This window comes from Flavobacterium sp. LHD-80, assembly GCF_030929605.1.
In the GTDB taxonomy this organism is placed as follows: Bacteria; Bacteroidota; Bacteroidia; order Flavobacteriales; family Flavobacteriaceae; genus Flavobacterium.
The window spans coordinates 442591-461175 of the sequence record NZ_JAVFVS010000005.1 but is presented as its reverse complement, the minus strand read 5'-3'; the positions used below and the strand labels follow the sequence as shown (position 1 = coordinate 461175).

The following is an 18585-nucleotide window of genomic DNA, read 5'->3' as shown; positions in this document are numbered from 1 at the left end:
TATGTTTCTATGTGTTTAATAATTTTTACGTTTTTAATTTTTTATGTCTTTTTCAAACAGCGTTTTATCAAGATTGTAAAAGTCGACAAAATCTTTTTCGCTGATTTGTCCCGAAAACGGCGCATAATAATGCATTTTTTGTTCTTTTTCCTGCCAACCGTGGTTTCTCCATAATAAGACATAGGATATTTTGTAATTACCAATCGCTTTATCTAAAGTTCCTGTCCACCATTTAGGATCTGGAATTGCTTCATAACCAGCTTCGGCAACAGCTATTAATTTGTGTTTTTCAAGACCAATTTCGTTTATAATTTTAAGCTGTTTCTGAACTTCTTCGATGAATTTTTTACCGTCTTTATCATCATTATTCTGATAACTATCGAAGCTTAAAATATCAGCATAATTATCGCCTGGATAATTGGCCAAAAAGTCTTCTTTAGTGCCAAAACTACTTGTGTTGTAGATGTAAATTAAATTGTGAACGCCTTTTTTCTGAAGGTATTCGAAGGTAAATTTCCATAATGTTTTAAATTCTTCAGGAGTTGCATTTCCTTTTCCCCACCAAAACCAGCCTCCGGTAAGTTCATGATAAGGTCTAAAAAGTATAGGAATGTTTTTTCCTTTTTTATCTTTTAAAGACAAAAAGAAAACAGAAGCTTTATCAAGCCAAGAAGTGAATTTTTTGTGATTTTGACCGCCCGGCAAAACCGTTTTTAGGGAATTTGGTGTATTGTCCCAAGCATTTTTTCCGGTTGCAGGATTGTCAAAATGCCAGCTTATAGTCGAAATTCCGCCTCTTACATTGGCTTCTTTAATATATTGTTTCATTTTATCAAATGGAACTCCGTCAATATTTTTGGAATCATCCTTTTCTAAACCAGCAATATCCCAGCCGTAAATTGCGGGATAATCTCCAGCAGTTTCTTTAACATCGCTTCGGCCGTTTTCGTATTTCCAGTTTACGCCGTAAGCAAGGTCATCCTGATGTCCAAACAAATATCCTTTTTGCGACAATTGATTTAATTTTTTATAAAGAGAAACGGTTTCAGGTGTCGCTTTTTTATCTGAAAGTGACAAATTAGTATTACTGACAATCGTTTTTGAGGAACATGAAGTTCCTATAAATACGGCAATAATTAAGGTAAGTATGTTTTTTTTCATTCTGGTTTTAAATTGTTTTTGGAGGTAATATCCACAAATTCAGAGATTGAGAATGTAATTTCTGTGCTTCAATTTTCAATCGACGATTCAGTATTGTTTTTTAGATAAAATTATTAAAACTTTAAAAAGATATTCTATAAAAAATGATTAATGTTTATTATTAATACCGTTTTTAAAAAATTGATAATTCTATTTTTCAAAGATAATTGGATGTTTATCGTGTAATTAATATTATTTTATCAATTATATATCATATTATTGCAATCGAAAATGATCTAATTACTTCATAAAATAGTTTTTTAAAGATATGAGCAGTACTAAAAATTTTTATAGAGAAATAGCGCCGTTGTCTGCTGGTGACAGTTTTTTGGTTTTTGACCGTGTTAAAGACAGTTTTGATTTTCCGGTTCACTATCATCCTGAGTTTGAGATAAATTTTATTTTGAACGGAAAAGGAGTGAAGCGCGTAGTTGGAGATAATATTGAAGAAATCGATAATGTGGAGTTGGTTTTAATTGGCCCAAATTTATATCACGGCTGGGAATTAAATAAATGCACGAGCAAAAAAATACACGAAATTACCATTCAATTTCATAACGATTTATTTCATGAATCTTTGTTGTCAAGACGAATTATGAATCCGATTCGGGATATGTTTAATCGTTCCATTCATGGAATTTTATTTTCTAAAAAAGTAGCCGAAGAATTAACGCCAAGGCTTGTAAGGCTTTCTAAACTAGATGGTATGGATTATTTTTTAGAAATCACTTCCTTGTTATATGATTTGGCAAATTCTAGAAATCAGCGTTTGCTTTCTACTTATACAGTAGATTATGATACGTTTGATGATTATGATAAAATGAAACTCGTTTATGAATATGTGCAGAAAAACTTTGCAGATAAAATTACTTTAGAAGATGCTGCAAATGTTGCCAGCATGTCGATTATTTCTTTTAACCGATTTATTAAAAAACGCACCGGAAAAACTTTCGTAAACTATATTAATGACATCCGAATTGGTTATGCAGCACGTTGGCTGGTTGAAAAGGATATGAGTGTTTCAGAAGTAGCTTTCAAATCGGGTTTTAATAATATTGCCAATTTCAACCGTAGTTTCAAGGCTACTAAAAATTGTACTCCTAGTCAATATAGAGAAGATTTTTCTGGATTAAAGCGCATTTTATAGTGATACTTTTTTTTCACAAACAAATATTATTTTTAACGAAATCGTTTGCTTTTTGCTGATTCGTTCATTTTTATTTATAAGAAGTAGTGATTTAGGAGGGTGCTATTGCGAAAAATGCAATTAATATCTGGTTTTATTTTCATATGTGTTTTTTTAAACTGATATAGTAAAAATATTATCATTAAATGATATAATACTATCGATTTAATGTTTTGTTCTGTTATAGATTTGTTAAATAATTTAGAAAATAAATCACACCCTTTTTTTATTACTTGATTATGAGTAAAACAAATTTAAACTAACCAAACACTTATTATGAAAAAACTAATGACTAACTTTATTCATTGGAATGCTAACCACAGAGCAGTTCCTTTGATTTTATTCTTGTTACTGAGTAATTTTATTACTGCTCAGGTTAAAATATCAGGAGTAGTTTCTGATGATAAAGGAATGACAATTCCTGGGGCCAACGTTTCTGTTGTTGGTTCAAAAACTACTGCCTCAACTGATTTTGACGGTAAATACACGATTGATGCTCCTGCGAACGGGACTTTATTAGTTTCGTTTATTGGATTTGATTCTCAAAAAATAGCCATTGGAGGCCGAAATAAGATTAATGTTACTTTGCAATCAAGCTCTGAAGACTTAAAAGAGGTAGTTGTAATTGGTTACGGAACTCAGAAAAAGAAAGATGTAAACGGTGCAATATCTTCAGTAAAATCAACAGATATTGAAAATTTAAAGCAAGTTTCTATTGATCAAATGCTTCAGGGTAAAGCAGCGGGGGTTTCGGTAACAAACAACTCGGGACAGCCGGGTGGAGCAGCTTCTGTACGAGTTCGTGGAACCACTTCTATTACAGGAACTAACGAACCTTTATATGTAATTGACGGTGTGCCAATCTCTGGAGATGCAACTGGTAAATCTACAAGTGGTCAAACTTTGGCTGGAAAAGATGGTTTTTCTTCTTCAGGAGGAAGTGGAAATAACGCAATGAGTCCGCTTTCTATGATCAACCCAAATGATATCGAATCTATGGATATCTTAAAAGATGCTTCGGCAACAGCAATTTACGGTTCTAGAGGTGCAAATGGTGTAATCATTATCACAACTAAGCAAGGTAAAAAAGGAACTGGAAAAGTATCTTATGAAAACTATACTTCGTTTGCTTCTGTAACTAATAAATTAGATGTTTTGACTTTGCCAGAATACGCAACTTTAAAAACTAATTTGGCTAAATTGTGGGGTTTTCAAACACGTCAAGAATTTGCACATCCAGAATTATTAGGGCCTGGAACGAATTGGCAAGATGAGGTATACAGAACAGCAATTTCAAACAGTCATCAGTTATCATTTTCTGGTGCTAAAGACGGAACAAGCTACTATTTATCTGGAAGTTATTTAGATAACGAAGGAACAATTATCAATTCTGGTCTAAAAAGATATACGGTTAGATTGAATTTAGATTCAAAAATTAAATCTTGGTTGAGAGTTGGAGGTAATCTTACTGGAGGTATTACAAATGAAAGAATTACAGTGAATCAAAGTTTCTCTGGACTGATTTCAAACACTTTATTGCAGTCGCCAGATATTCCTGTTAGAAATACAGATGGATCTTTTGCTGGGCCACCATCATCAGAGCAAAGTGTAACGTATTATAATCCAGTTGCTGAGGCTTTAACTAGAGATAATAAATTGGTTAGAAAAAATTTCTTAGGAAACGTTTACGCTGAAGCTGAGATTATTAAAGGTTTAAAATACCGTTTAGAAATAGCGGCAAATACTGAATTTTCTGAAAATGATGATTTTAGGCCATCATACAAATGGGGAAGCCAAACAAACTTGCTTGCTGATCTTGATGTAAGAAGACAAAATTGGTATTCTACAAACATCAAAAATTTATTGACTTACGATAAAACTATCGGGAAACATAAATTTACAGTTTTGGCAGGTCAGGAAGCTAATGACTCTCATTGGGAAGGTTTGATTGCTTCGGCGCAAGGTTTCAAAACAAATTCAATTCACACTATTAATTTAGCTGATGTTGATAACAATACAGTAACACAGTATAAAGGAAGTGCTTCATTATCATCTCTTTTTGCTCGTATTATTTATGATTTCAATGATAAATACAGTATTACAGCATCGATCAGACAGGACGTTTCTTCTAAATTTGACCCAACTACAGAGAATCAAAAAGGTGTTTTTAATGCAATTTCTGGTTCTTGGAGATTGTCTAGCGAATCTTTCATGGAAGGAACTCGTAAGTATGTTGATAATATCAAAATTAGAGTTGGTTACGGAGAAACTGGAAATCAGCAAATTCCAAACAATAGTTATTCTGCAATGTTAGGAACGCAAAATTCAGGATTAGGAAGCGGATTTTTACCGTCAAATTATCCAAATCCAGATTTAGTTTGGGAGTCATTAAATCAAACTAATATTGGTATTGATTTTACAATGTTTGACAGTAAGCTTTCTGCTAGTTTTGATGTATATGACAAAAAATCTGAAGGTTTCTTGTTCCAAGTTCCTTTGCCTCTTTACTTAACTGGTGGCGGAGGTCAATATGGAGGAGTTTCTGCACCTTATTCTAACTTAGGTACAATGAGTAATAAAGGTTTCGATTTGACTCTTGGTTATGATATGAGATCAGCAGGTAATTTTAACTGGAGCGCTTCGGCAGTTGTTTCTCATTACAAAAATAATTTGGATGAAATCGCAAACGGAATTGTATTGACTCAAGAAGTAAACACGAATGGATACCAGCCTGTTGTAGTTACAAATACTACTATTGGAAACCCAATTGGCTTATTCTACGGATATAAAACTGACGGTATTTTTAAAGATCAGGCAGTTTTAAACAGTGCGCCACTTCAATTTGGTCAAGCTGTTGGAACAGGAGCTGGAGAAACAGCACTTGGAGATGTAAAATATGTTGATGTAAACGGTGACGGAAAAATTGATGCTGCGGATAAAACATTCATCGGGAATCCGCATCCAAAATTCACTTACGGTTTTACAAACAATTTCAGATATAAAAATGTAGATCTTTCTATTTTTCTTCAAGGATCATACGGAAATGATGTTATGAACTTAACAAAAAGAGCGGGAACAACAAATGCATCTTTATATGATAATCAGTTAGTTGATGCGATGGATTATTATTCATCTACCAATACAGCTAGTAATAATCCAAGACCAATTGCTGATGCGTCAAATACTAACTTGTTGATTTCTGACCGCTACGTTGAAGATGGTTCTTATTTAAGAATTCAAAACATTACGCTTGGATATTCATTACCGCAGGATGTAATTTCAAAATATAAAATTTCAAGATTAAGGTTGTATGGATCTGCTCAAAACTTATACACGTTTACTAATTATTCAGGTTACGATCCAGAGATTGGTTCATTTAATCAAAATGTGCTTTTATCAGGAATTGACAACGGAAGATATCCGGTAGCAAGAACATTTTTAGTTGGTCTTAATTTAGAATTTTAAAAAATAATAAAAATGAAAAAGAAATCTTTTTTAAATAGATATAGTTTGCTTTTTGTAGCAACAGCATTTCTGACTTTTGCATCATGTTCGGATGATTTTACAGACAGACCTTCTGAAGATGGAATAAGTTTAGATTCTTATTACAGCACAAATGATCAGGTTTCATCGGCTACAAATGGTATGTACAGCAGAACTTGGTTTCAAATGTATAATAAGTTTTGGTGGGCGCTTGAAGTTGGTTCAGGAAATATGTATTCAGGTTCACCAGACGTAAGTGGATTGAGAACGTTTTCATTAAACGGAAGTGATCCTGAATTAGTAAACGGATGGTCATCATTATGGGCTAATGTGCAGCAATCGAATATGATTATTAACTTTTTGGCTGCGCGAGTAGGTCCAGATGTTGATAAAGCTGTTTTAAACAATACAATTGGTGAGGCTTATTTCATGAGAGCGACTGCTTATTTTGATTTGGTTAGACTTTGGGGTCCTGTGCCAATTATTGAAAACCCGCTTGATTATACAAGTAATCCTTATGTGAATACTAATACGGTTGCAGATATTTACAAATTAATCACAATGGATTATTTAAAAGCAATTGAATTATTGGCAGCTAAAACAAGAGGTGCAAATTATGCAAGCAACGGACACGTTTCAAAAGGTTCTGCAAGAGCATTGCTAGCAAAAGTGTATTTGTACCAAAAAGATTATGCAAACGCAAAAGCAATGGCTGAAGCGGTTATCAGCAGTGGTGAATTTAAACTTTTAGGTGGAGATCAATTGCCAGGAAAAAGTTTTGCTGATTTGTTTACTTATCCAAACAACAATAACGAAGAATCTATTTTTGCTATTCAGTGGAAAGGTGATGGAGCTTACGGTTCGGCAAACAACTGTAATACACAATTCGGTTTCCAAGATGGTACATTGTCAACATCTAATGCATCATATGCGGGTGTTTTTGGACCAAGTCAAGAGGTAATTCTTTCATTGTATGGAGCTGGCGATTTAAGAAAACATGAAACTGTAATGGTTGCTGGAGATAGTTATCCAACTATTAAAACGACACAAGGAATTGGTTTCACTGTTCCAGCTGGTAAAGATTTGGCACAAGGGTCTGGTGGTGCAATTAAAAAATATTGTATTGGTGTTGTAAACGGAAGCGCAACTGGCCAGGCAGATGCATGGGCAATGATGGATAACAACTCTTATGTTATGCGTTATGCAGAGTTGTTGCTTATTCATGCTGAAGCTGTTCTTGGAGCAAATGCAACGACTACAGATGCAAGTGCATTAAATTCTATTAATCAAGTTAGAAGAAGAGCTGGTTTAGCTAATTTGACTTCAGTTACGTTTGATGATATCTTTTTAGAAAGAAGAAAAGAATTGTGTTTTGAAGGTGATTATTGGTTTGATTTAGGACGTATTGATAAAAATAAAGCAATCGCAATTATGTCGGCTCAAAATAGAGGAGATAGATATGCTGAACGTCATTACACACCAGTATATAGTCAAGATCATGCAACAAATGATTTCTATATGGATTATCCGGACAATGAGGTTGCTAAAAATCCAAAATTATTACAAGCACCAGTTCCGTATACTTTTAAATAATTACTAAAATTTGACAACTATGAAAAATATAAAAAATATATACCTTTTGCCATTCTTTGCGATGGTATTTATGGTGCTGGGTGTGTTTTCTTCATGTGACAATGAAGAAGCTTCAAGCGGAGGCGGTGCACCTGTAATCACAAGTGTTGCAAAATCTGTTGAAGGTCCCTTGGTTCCAGTTAAGATTGGCGATCCAAAAAATTACTATATCATTCAGGGAACTGGGCTTTTAAATACAACTAAAATCTATTTTAATGATTTTGATACTTATTTCAATCCTACATTGGTTACAGATACTGCAATAGTTGTTTTGATCGACGAGAAAACGCCTTATGCAAATGCAAGTAATAAATTAAAAGTTGTTACAAAATCGGGAACTGTTTTATATGATTTTGTGATTGCGCCGCCAACACCAAAATTCGAGAGTTATAATTCTATTAATGCTGCCGAAGGTGAAATTGTAACCGTTTATGGTGATTATTTCTTGAATCCAACTGTAAAAGTAGGAACTGCAGATGTGCCTGTGATTTCTTCTACATTAACTGAAATTAAATTTAAAATGCCAGCTAATGCAACAGATAAATATGTTACCGTAACAAATATTTCTGGTTCTACTGTTTCTGAAGAAGCAATTGGTTCAGCTTTGTACGATGATGTTTTGCAAGGAGATGCAGGACATTGGATGTGGAGCGGTGGCGATACTTTTGATACCGACTTTAAAGATGATAAAGTACAAGGTAAATCGTCAATTAAATTTGTATTTGGAGGATGGAATGGTGCTGATATGAAGTTCAATTCTAGAAATGTTTCAAAATATAAAGCGTTTAGAGTAAAAGTGAAATCGGCATCAACAAATACCGCTGCAAGCGTAGTATTTGTTTTTGGAGGCTGGGCTTATCAAATTAAAAAGACAATAACTCCAAATTGGACTACAATTGAAATTCCGTTTTCAGATATTGGAAATCCAACTACTTTCGATCAGCTGACACTTCAGGAATCGGGTAATTTTGGAGGAAATACAATCCTTATGGATGACATGGGATTTGTATTAAAATAAAAAGCAGTTATTTGTTTTGAGTTTTGTTTAAGTATTCCCTAATCTACTCAATTAGGGAATACTTTTTTTTATTTATAATTAATTTGAAATTTTAATAATGAAAAAGATTATTTCAGTATTTGCGCTGTTTGTTTCTTGCCTGAGTTTCGGGCAAGGAAATACACATAATCAGACAGGAGGAAAATTTGAAGGTTTAGCCATGACTCCTCCAATGGGATGGAATTCTTGGAATACTTTTGCCACTAATATTGATGAGAAATTGGTCAAGGAAACAGCTGATATAATGGTTTCATCAGGTTTAGCTGCAGCGGGTTATAATTATATTGTTTTAGACGACGGCTGGATGACAAAACAACGTGACGCAAATGGTGATCTTGTGCCGGATCCGGTTAAATTTCCGAGTGGAATGAAAGCATTGATTGATTATGTACACAGCAAAGGTTTGAAGTTTGGTTTGTACAATTGTGCCGGAACTCAAACTTGTGCAGGGTATCCAGGTACGCGCGGTTACGAGTATCAAGATGCTCGTTTTTATGCTAAATTAGGAATTGATTTTTTAAAGTACGATTGGTGCAATACAAAAGGCATTACCGCTCCAGAAGCTTATACAACTATGAGTAATGCGCTAAAAACTGCTGGAAGGCCAATTGTTTTTAGTCTTTGCGAATGGGGTGATAATCAGCCGTGGGAATGGGGAAAACCTGTAGGGAATCTTTGGAGAATTTCGGGTGATATTTATCCGTGTTTTGACTGCGAATTTAAACATCCGGAAAATTGGTCGTCATGGGGATTTATGAAAATTGCCGAAATGCGAAAAGATATCCGTAAATATTCTGGCCCAGATCATTGGAACGATTTTGATATGATGGAAGTTGGAAATGAAATGAATGATATTGAAGATAAATCGCATTTTGCAATGTGGTGTATGCTTTCGTCACCTTTATTTACAGGAAATGATTACCGAAAAATGTCTAAAGAAACATTGGCGATTTTAACTAATAAAGATTTGATCGCAGTTAATCAAGATAAATTAGGAATTCAAGGATTTAAATATGCTGCTGAAGATGGTTTAGAAGTTTGGGTGAAACCTTTGTCTGAAGGAAACTGGGTAATAACCTTTTTAAATAGAAGCGATGTCGCTAAAAAAGTCAATTTCGATTTTAAAAAGAATGTAATCAAAGATGCTGATTTTGGATATGAAGCCGATTTTAATAAAGTGACCTACAAAATAAAAGATCTTTGGAAGAACAAGGAAATGGGAACGACTAAAAAGAATTTTGTTTCTGATCTTGCATCGCATGATGTTATTACGCTTAAATTAACGCTTTAAATCTTAGTTTATGAAATCAAAAAGTCATCTTTATGTAATTGCTTTTCTGTTGTTTTCTTATGTTTTGCAAGCTCAGTTTGTAAAAAAGCACGGTCAGCTAAGTGTTAATGGAACTCAATTGGTTGATAAAAATAACGATCCAATTGTCTTGCGCGGATTAAGTTTTGGCTGGCATAGTATGTGGCCGAGATTTTATAATGAAAAAGCGGTAAGCTGGCTAAAGAAAGATTTTAATTGTAATGTGGTTAGAGCAGCAACGGGAATTGAGTTAGGGGACATGTCTTATATGAAAGAACCGCAACAATCAAAAGAAAAAATTGAAGCGGTTGTAAATGGAGCGATTAAATCAGATATTTATGTTATTATTGACTGGCACAGTCACAATGTTAATTTAAAGGAAGCATCGGCTTTTTTTGCTGAGATGTCAAAAAAGTATGCCAAGTATCCTAATATTATATACGAGGTGTTCAACGAGCCAGATTATGAAACTTGGTGGGAAGTTAAAACGTATGCAGAGGAGATAATTCGTGTAATTAGAGAAAATGACCCTAATAATGTTATTTTAGTTGGTTGTCCGCATTGGGATCAAGATATTAATCTTCCGGCCGAAGATCCAATTATAGGGTACAGTAATATCATGTATACAATGCATTTTTATGCAGCAACACACGGCAAGGAATTGCGAGATCGCACAGATGCTGCTATAAAAAGTGGGCTTCCCGTTTTTATTTCAGAATCTGCTGGGATGGAAGCATCGGGTGATGGACCTTTAAATATGAAAGCTTGGCAGGAATACATCGATTGGATGGAATCTAGAAAACTAAGCTGGATTACATGGTCTGTCTCTGATAAAGATGAAACTTGTTCTATTTTGAAGAAATCGGCTAAATCTGAAGGGAAGTGGAAAGATGAAGATTTAAAAGAATCTGGAATAAAAGTCAGAGCGTTTTTAAGAAAATACAATACGCAGGAATAGAAAAAATCTTTCTGTTCTTTATGAAGCCTGTTCAATTTTGAACGGGCTTTTTTTTGTTGCTAAATGAAAAATCGAACTTGTGTTTTAAGATCGTTTTTCGCTCTTTTGTAGGTTTATTTTTGTAGGAATTTTGTTTTTGTGAAGGTACTGTTTTTGGAAGGCTAGTTTTTTTGAGTTGTGATTGTGTTTTTTATTGATTTTATTTTATACCCCTAAATTTTTAGGGGGTATGTTTTATTTGTATGTTTAATTATGTTGTTTTTGCTTGGTTTTTTGTTTGTTTTTTGTTGTTGACCCATTTTAAAATTTAAAAAGCACCAAAAATGCGTTATTGAATTTTCAAAAATGAATCGATATAAATGTCAAATAACGATTATTGGTTGGTAAATTTTTGTAATCCATAATTCTGCTTGTAAAACATCAAAAAAGTTCTTTTCAATTGTTCTACTCATGCAAAAGTTAATAAATTCGCTAATGAAAATGAAGGGGTTTTTTGAGGATGATGAGGGATTTTAGAATTGAAATATACTATTAATAAAGCTATATAAAAGATTAACTAACCAGAATCAATTAATAACCAAAAACCAATTAAAACATGAAAAAAGTATTACACATTTTAGCCGCGATGTTAACGAGTTCTTTTGCTTTTGCTCAAGATGATACAGAAACTCCAGTTTCACCAGCAACAACCTGGGGCGGATCAGCAGATGCGTACTATAAATATGATTTCTCTAAACAAATGAACGGATTAACGAGCTTTACCAACTCTCAGAATTCGTTTGAACTAGGAATGGCGTCTATAGAAGCAGGTCATACTTTCGGGAAAGCTTCTGTATTTGTAGACTTAGGATTCGGAAAAAGAGCAGGTGAATTCTCATATAATGAAACAACAGATAAAGATATAACTGCAAAATTTTTAATTAAACAATTGTTCTTTACTTATAATGTTACTGATAAATTTAAATTTGTAGCGGGTAGTTTTGGTACTCATATAGGTTACGAAGTATTAGATGCTGTCGATAATAAAAACTACAGTATGTCATATGCTTTCTCTTATGGGCCTTTCTTTAACACTGGGGTAAAAGCACAATATACTTCAGGAAAGTTTACGGCAATGTTTGGGATAACAAATCCAACAGATTTTAAATCAGCAATGGATGCTGGTTCAACTCAAAAAACATTCATTGGGCAACTAGGCTATATTGGTGAAACGGGAAGTGCTTACTTGAACTTTACTTCAGGTAGTAGTAACCCAGCATCTGATGAAAATAAAACACAATTTGATTTAGTTGCATCAAAAACAATTAGTGACAGTTTTGCTCTTGGGTTTAATGCAACTTATGCTAAAACAAAAAATGATTTTGTAAGCGATTTAGATGGAGAATGGTTTTCATTAGTAGGATATGCAAATTATTCATTCTCTCCATCATTATTGTTAGCGTACAGAATGGAATACTTTGATGCTAAAGATGCAGCGCCAAGTTTAGGAACTTTAACAGGTTCGAATGTTTTTGCAAATACAGTTTCTTTAAACTACAAAGTTGGAAAACTGACTATAATTCCTGAGTTAAGATATGATGCTGCTTCTGAAGATATCTTTTTAGATAGCGATGCATTACCAACAGGTGGGTCATTCTACGCTCTTGTAGCTACAACATACTCTTTCTAGAGATAAAGATTGATATTTTTTTTTTTTTTTGGAGCTGTCGAAACATATTAATGTTTTGGCAGCTTTTTTATTTTTTGTGAGTTACGGATTATTGCCTGTAATATCCGTATAGGCGCACAGCAGTGCGTCTTTCTGGCAATAAAATATTTGTTGTAATGCCTGTAATTTTGTTTTACAGCTATATGATGGAAATGGAATGTTTTTTAGGTGTAATTGTAGAGGTTTAAAACGGTGTGTCTTTTTAGTAGAAAAAAATTATTGAAACATATTTTAGAGGAGTTTTGCAAAGTGATTTTTGGGATAATTCTTTGTCGAATAGATTTATTACATAAAAAAAACGCATTTCCAATGAGAAATGCGTTTGTATATTTTTAAAACCAATTTTATTCTTTATTGAACTTGTTTCTTATAAATAGAATAAATAGTGTCTATTGTTTTTCGATCTAAAGTTGCACTTACATCCGTTTGAATGTAATGTAATTTAAAAGCCATAATTGCTGCTGAAAGGTTTTTTGTGTTATATCCAATGATTCTCAAAGCCGGCTCTATTTTAAAATCAAATGGGGCTTCTTCCAGAACTTCATCCGGCCAAATTCCGAATCCTTTCTCTGCCAATGTTTTCCAAGGAAATAAAGCACTTGGATCTTGTTTTCTGCCTGGAGCAATATCAGAGTGGCCAATAATATTTTGAGTCGGAATATTATAATCTTTTTTCAATTTTGTCAAAAGAGCCACTAAACTACTGATTTGGCTTTCAGTAAAAGGTTTGAAACCGTTATTATCTAATTCAATTCCGATTGAACTCGAATTGATATCAGTATTTTTTCCCCAAGTTGAAGCGCCAGCATGCCATGCTCTTAAGTAATCATTCAGCATTTGCACTACTTTTCCGTTTTCCGAAATAATATAATGTGCGCTAACCTGTGTTTTAGTTTTAGTAAAAGTATTGATAGTCTGCTTCAGCGAATCTTGAGCGGTATGATGAATGATAATAAAGCTCGGTTTTCTTAAATTGAAATTTACCGTTCCAATCCATTCTGTTGTTATGCCGTTTACTAAATGTGTAGATCCTGTTTTTGACAAAGTGTCTTTTACAATGCCTAATTGCGCTGCATAAGTAGTGTCAATTACCACCGGACTAATTGCTGGAATTGCCTGAGGATCTTTACTTGTAATTTGGTTTTCTAAAGTTTTAAGCTGCTGATCGTATACCTTTTCAGTAGTCTTATATGGATTTGTAGAGCAAGAAGTTATAATAATTGCTAAAATCAAATAACAAAAATGTTTTTTTACCATGATCATTTACATTGTAAGTTGAAGTTTAAAAAAATTATTCTTCAGCTTTTATTGTTTTTTCTTCTTCTGTTGCTTCTTTTTTATCTTTAGAATCTTTTTTCTTTTTTGATTTGTCTTTTTTAATTTCCTTAAAGTTAGCCATGAAAGCAGTGTATTTTTCTACTTGATCAGGATTTAGAAAAGCAGTAATTTTTTTATTTGTACTCTCTCTTAAAGCTTTGATCTGTTCCATTTTTTCATCTTGGCTAGTGCTTTCGTTTTTCAAAAGAATTCCTTGTTCTTTCATGCTATCTACCAAGGCGTTTGTAATTGCAATAACTTGAAGTTCGTCAAGTTTTACTTCGGGCTTCATTTGCTCAACAACTTTTGCAGCAGTTTCTTCAACGGGAATCTCCTTTGGTTTGCTTGGAGCACTTTGTGGTCCAGCCATCATACTTCTGTCCATACCCATTCCGCTACCACGTCCGTAACCGCCTCCGTAGCCATTATTATAACCGCCATAACCGCCTCCATATTGAGCAGATGCTACGTTAAAGCAACATATGGTGAAAATCAAAATAAAAAAAGTGTTCGTAGGTTTCATAGTAAGTTTTATCTAAATTGATAATAATTTAGCGTAAATTTAAGCAGGTTCTCCGTATAAATCAAATTCTGTTGCTTCTATTATTTTTATATTAACAAATTCACCTGTTTTTACGTAATGTTTAGATGCATCAATCAAAACTTCATTGTCAACATCTGGGCTGTCAAACTCTGTTCGGCCTACAAAATGTGCACCTTCTTTTCTGTCAATGATACATTTATATACTTGTCCCACTTTTTCTTGGTTTAAATCCCATGAAATTTGCGACTGAAGTTCCATTATTTCGTTTGCTCTGGCTTGTTTTACGTCGTCCGGAACATCATCTTCTAATAAATAAGCATGTGTGTTTTCTTCATGAGAATAAGCAAAACATCCCATTCTATCAAATTTCATTTCCTGAACAAAATCTTTCAAAATCTCAAAATCTTCCTGAGTTTCGCCAGGATACCCAACAATTAAAGTTGTTCTGATTGCCATTCCAGGAACTGAAGCACGGAAATCTTTCAATAATTGAGTTGTTTTAGCCTGAGTTGTACCGCGACGCATTGATTTTAAGATTGAATCAGAAATGTGTTGCAACGGAATATCAATATAATTACAGATTTTTGGTTCACGTTTCATGATTTCCAAAACATCCATCGGGAAACCTGTAGGGAAAGCATAGTGTAAACGAATCCATTCGATTCCTTCAACTTTAACCAATGCTTCTAAAAGTTCTCCAAGATTTCTCTTTTTATAAAGATCAAGACCATAATAAGTTAAATCTTGAGCAATTAAAATTAATTCTTTCACGCCATTTTTAGCCAAGCCTTCAGCTTCTTTTACTAATTTTTCAATTGGCTGTGAAACGTGTGATCCACGCATAAGCGGAATTGCGCAAAAACTGCAAGGTCTGTCGCATCCTTCTGCAATTTTTAAGTAAGCGTAGTTTTTTGGAGTTGTTGTTAAACGTTCTCCTAATAATTCGTGTTTATAATCAGCTCCCAAAGCTTTTAATAGTTGAGGTAGCTCTGTTGTACCAAAATATTGATCTACATTCGGAATTTCTTTTTCTAAATCGGGTCTGTAACGTTCAGATAGGCATCCTGTTACAAAAACTTTATCAACTAAGCCTTTGTCTTTTTTATCTGCATATTCCAAAATCATATTTACTGATTCAGCTTTAGCGTTATCAATAAAACCACAAGTGTTGATTACAATAATGTTTCCTTCTTTTTCTGCTGGAGCTTCATGTTCAACTTCTTTTCCGTTAGCGCGAAGCTGTCCCATAAGGACTTCACTGTCATAAACATTTTTTGAACACCCAAGAGTGATTACGTTAATTTTGTTCTTTTTTAAAGACTTGGTTCTCATACTTTTATAAATTGGAGTGCAAAATTACACTTTTTTATTCAAACACCGCCTGTTTCACTTTCTTTTAGATGTTTTTTATGAAGCTTATCTCCCTGTCCCGAAGCTTTGGAGTGAGATTTGTCTTGGTTTTTAAAATTAAAGAGATAAGAAAAGCGTTTTTCCTTTATCAAGATTTTAAAAAAAATCCGCCAAGCAATGCTTGACGGAAATCTCTATCCATCTATTTTGATTTCTAATTACAATTCAAATAATAAGGTCAAAGTAACATTGTTGAGTTTTGATGTAATGTTAGCTCCGTCTGTGAATCCAGTTGCAAAAAATCCTTGATTCGATTTTCTTTCTAAATACGAGTACGCTAAATCTAGTTTTGTCGCTCCAAAACTATAGCCTAAACCACCTGAATAACTGTTTAAATCGCCAATTGTAGTTCCGTTTTTGTATGGACTTCCTTCAAAACGGTAACCTCCGCGAAGGCTTAATCGCTGTATTTTATATTCGGCACCAATTCTTAATTCTCCATTAGATGTCAACTGATTGCTCATGTCGGTATTTAATCCTCTAAAACCTGGATCGCTTGTTGGTTTGTATTTTGTGTTTGCATAATCTTTAATAGAGTAGTCAACACTAATTAAGCCAGATTTTCCAAATACATATGCACCACTAAATGTGAATTTTCCAGGTGTCTGCAATGTATATCTTTCGTAAACATTGATAAGGTTTGGATTGATTGATTCGTATATTTCCTGACCACCTGCAGCTTGTCTTGTTGTTGATATACTTTGTGCTACTTCATCATATAAGTCATGCCAAGTGTTTGATTCGTACGCAACACCAAGTCTAAAAGCATCGGTTACTTTGGCAATTGCACCTAATTGGAAGGAAAATCCGTTTCCGTATGTGTATAAATCATTGTTGAAACGAAGGCTTGAAATTGTTTCTCTTGTTTCAAGTGGTTGTTCATTGTCTTCATAAAAAGTTGAGGATCTTCTATAATCGGTAATATGAACGTTTAAATTGGCTCCAAAGTAAATTCTGTCTTTGTAAGAGGTTGCGATATTGAAGCTTAATTTGCTGTTGTATCCTCTTGCATAAATCTCATTTTCTTGATAATAACTCTTTCCTGGAGTTAGTGCAGGAACCGCAGAAACATATTGTGTATTGTCATCAGTGTTTGAAACTGGATTTATAACGTATCCTTGATATCCAAAATAAGCTTGTTGTTCATCGTAATATTGATCTTTATATGGAATATTAGTTATGTTTTTCAACGGAATTCCATTGGCATAAGTCAAAAAGTATTGATCGATTGAATTTCTTGGATTGTTTCCAACAGAAAAAACATCACTGTTGTAATTGTTTGTGTTTTCATACGTCGTTCCAATAGCAATTTTCTTCCAATTACTATTTGGATTATGATCTTTAAAAACAAATACACCTCCAGCTTGGTTAAGTATGAAAGAATTGTCTTTGTCGCTCGTCTCGGTTCCAAAATAGTTTGAATTATTTTTAACCGTCTGATTGCTGAAAGATAATCCAATTTGATTGTTGTTGAATATCGCAGATCCAGCAGGATTCACGCCTAAAGCTGATAAGTCTCCTCCAACAGCTCCAAATGCACCGCTCATTGCTCTAAAACGCGCAGTTCCTGTTAGATTGTCCTGTCCATAACGAACAGCATCAGATACTTCTTGTGAATGTAAGGCGCTAATAGATAGTCCTGTTATAAAGAGGAAGAATATTTTTTTCATCTGGTTAAGTTTTTAAAGTGATTGAATGATTTGCAGAAGAGATTTATCTTCTTCCGCCTCCACCGCCACCGCCGCCGTAAGATCTTCCGCCTCCGCCACCGCCGCCACCGCTGTAGCTTCTTCCGCCGCCGCCACTATCCATTGAGCGTGATGGGCTAGGAGAGTATGTTCTAGCAGAGTTGTTGTTTGGGGTGCTGTAGCTTCTGTTGGTTGCTCCGGCACTTGATCTTCTGTTAGAATAATCATAACCGTTGCTTTGACCTTGAGCTGTGCTTCTTCTATCAGTAAATGTTGGACTTGAATAGGTTCTGCCGTTTACAGACGAGCTTCTTCTGAAATCAGAATAACCTCTGCTGGTTCCGCTATTGCTGCTTCTTCCGGCAAAATTTCTACTAGCATAATCTCTTCCGGTATAAGTGCTTCTTCCTGCGTAATTTCTTCCGCTATATGAGCCTCTTCCTGCGTATGAATCTCTAGAAGCATATCCTCTAGATCCGTAATAAGCAGCAGATCCTCTTCTTCCATAGCTGTAAGAATAATTGTTGTAGTAGGCATATCCTGGATATCCCCATCCCGGGTAGCCCCAACCTGGATAACCCCAGCCAGGATAATAGCCCCATCCGTAGTATGGGTATCCCCAGCCGTATCCATAATAAGGATAACCCCATCCGAAACCAATTCCCCATGACCACGTTGGGTCAGAGTAATACGTTACTGAGGTTTCTGTAGTGCCGCTTCCCCAAGCAGGGTAAGCTGTTGCTGTTTGAGTACTATCATTTACAGCATAATTACCGTAATTATCTACATCAGTAAAAATTTCGGTAGGCTGATTGTCGTCTTGAAGCGACTTAAAGTAATCTTTATATTGATTATTAACGTTTGTAGTCGTTGTTTGTGTGTACGTGTTTGCAGATTTGCCATACACTCCATCATTGTCGTAATAAGAAGTATTTTGGTAAGAGCCACACGATGCAAGCAGAAAACTCAGTAATCCAATTAAGTAAAAGTAACTTGAGTTTTGGCGGAGAGAAGTAGAAGTTTTCATATCTGTGGTGTTTTTTATTGTTGCACATTACAAAAATAGTTAGTTTTGTCAAACTATTTAGTTAAA

General features: G+C 34.3%; 13 protein-coding genes. 7 read left to right on the top strand and 6 right to left on the bottom strand.

The features are described from left to right. Nucleotides 1-33: 33 nt before the first annotated feature. Nucleotides 34-1161: a glycosyl hydrolase gene (locus RB619_RS10025; RefSeq protein WP_308096943.1), complete on the bottom strand. Its 1128-nt coding sequence runs from the start codon at nt 1159-1161 to the stop codon at nt 34-36. Nucleotides 1162-1468: 307 nt separating this feature from the next. Between RB619_RS10025 and RB619_RS10020 the strand changes: the two genes are divergently transcribed. The 7 genes from RB619_RS10020 (at nt 1469) to RB619_RS09990 (ending at nt 12494) form a co-directional block, all read left to right on the top strand. Beyond that, the gene (locus RB619_RS10020) at nt 1469-2347 is read left to right on the top strand and encodes an AraC family transcriptional regulator (RefSeq protein ID WP_035647779.1); all 879 of its coding nucleotides are present in this window, start codon (nt 1469-1471) and stop codon (nt 2345-2347) included. A 315-nt stretch (nt 2348-2662) separates the two neighbouring features. After that, the gene (locus tag RB619_RS10015) at nt 2663-5851 is read left to right on the top strand and encodes a TonB-dependent receptor (protein ID WP_308096939.1); all 3189 of its coding nucleotides are present in this window, start codon (nt 2663-2665) and stop codon (nt 5849-5851) included. A gap of 12 nt (nt 5852-5863) precedes the next feature. Continuing rightward, nucleotides 5864-7462: a RagB/SusD family nutrient uptake outer membrane protein gene (locus tag RB619_RS10010; protein ID WP_308096938.1), complete on the top strand. Its 1599-nt coding sequence runs from the start codon at nt 5864-5866 to the stop codon at nt 7460-7462. Between the two features lie 19 nt (nt 7463-7481). Then, nucleotides 7482-8519 (top strand): IPT/TIG domain-containing protein, encoded by a 1038-nt coding sequence (locus tag RB619_RS10005; protein ID WP_308096936.1) that lies wholly within the window; start codon nt 7482-7484, stop codon nt 8517-8519. A 97-nt stretch (nt 8520-8616) separates the two neighbouring features. After that, the gene (locus RB619_RS10000; protein WP_308096934.1) at nt 8617-9849 is read left to right on the top strand and encodes a glycoside hydrolase family 27 protein; all 1233 of its coding nucleotides are present in this window, start codon (nt 8617-8619) and stop codon (nt 9847-9849) included. A gap of 10 nt (nt 9850-9859) precedes the next feature. Further along, entirely contained in the window at nt 9860-10825 is a 966-nt protein-coding gene (locus RB619_RS09995; RefSeq protein WP_308096932.1) for a glycoside hydrolase family 5 protein, read from the top strand. A gap of 595 nt (nt 10826-11420) precedes the next feature. Next, entirely contained in the window at nt 11421-12494 is a 1074-nt protein-coding gene (locus tag RB619_RS09990) for an outer membrane beta-barrel protein (protein ID WP_308096929.1), read from the top strand. Nucleotides 12495-12884: 390 nt separating this feature from the next. Here RB619_RS09990 and RB619_RS09985 read toward each other — a convergent pair whose 3' ends face one another. From RB619_RS09985 to RB619_RS09965, 5 genes are all read right to left on the bottom strand, one after another. Beyond that, complete coding sequence (locus RB619_RS09985; RefSeq protein ID WP_308096928.1) at nt 12885-13790, bottom strand: N-acetylmuramoyl-L-alanine amidase; 906 nt, start codon at nt 13788-13790, stop codon at nt 12885-12887. Nucleotides 13791-13824: 34 nt separating this feature from the next. Then, entirely contained in the window at nt 13825-14373 is a 549-nt protein-coding gene (locus RB619_RS09980; protein ID WP_308096927.1) for a hypothetical protein, read from the bottom strand. A 39-nt stretch (nt 14374-14412) separates the two neighbouring features. After that, nucleotides 14413-15726 (bottom strand): 30S ribosomal protein S12 methylthiotransferase RimO, encoded by a 1314-nt coding sequence (gene rimO / locus RB619_RS09975; protein WP_308096925.1) that lies wholly within the window; start codon nt 15724-15726, stop codon nt 14413-14415. A 236-nt stretch (nt 15727-15962) separates the two neighbouring features. Continuing rightward, nucleotides 15963-17474: an outer membrane protein transport protein gene (locus RB619_RS09970; protein ID WP_308096923.1), complete on the bottom strand. Its 1512-nt coding sequence runs from the start codon at nt 17472-17474 to the stop codon at nt 15963-15965. Between the two features lie 43 nt (nt 17475-17517). Continuing rightward, nucleotides 17518-18519, bottom strand: coding sequence for a hypothetical protein (locus tag RB619_RS09965; RefSeq protein WP_308096921.1), 1002 nt, complete (start codon nt 18517-18519; stop codon nt 17518-17520). Nucleotides 18520-18585 lie beyond the last annotated feature (66 nt).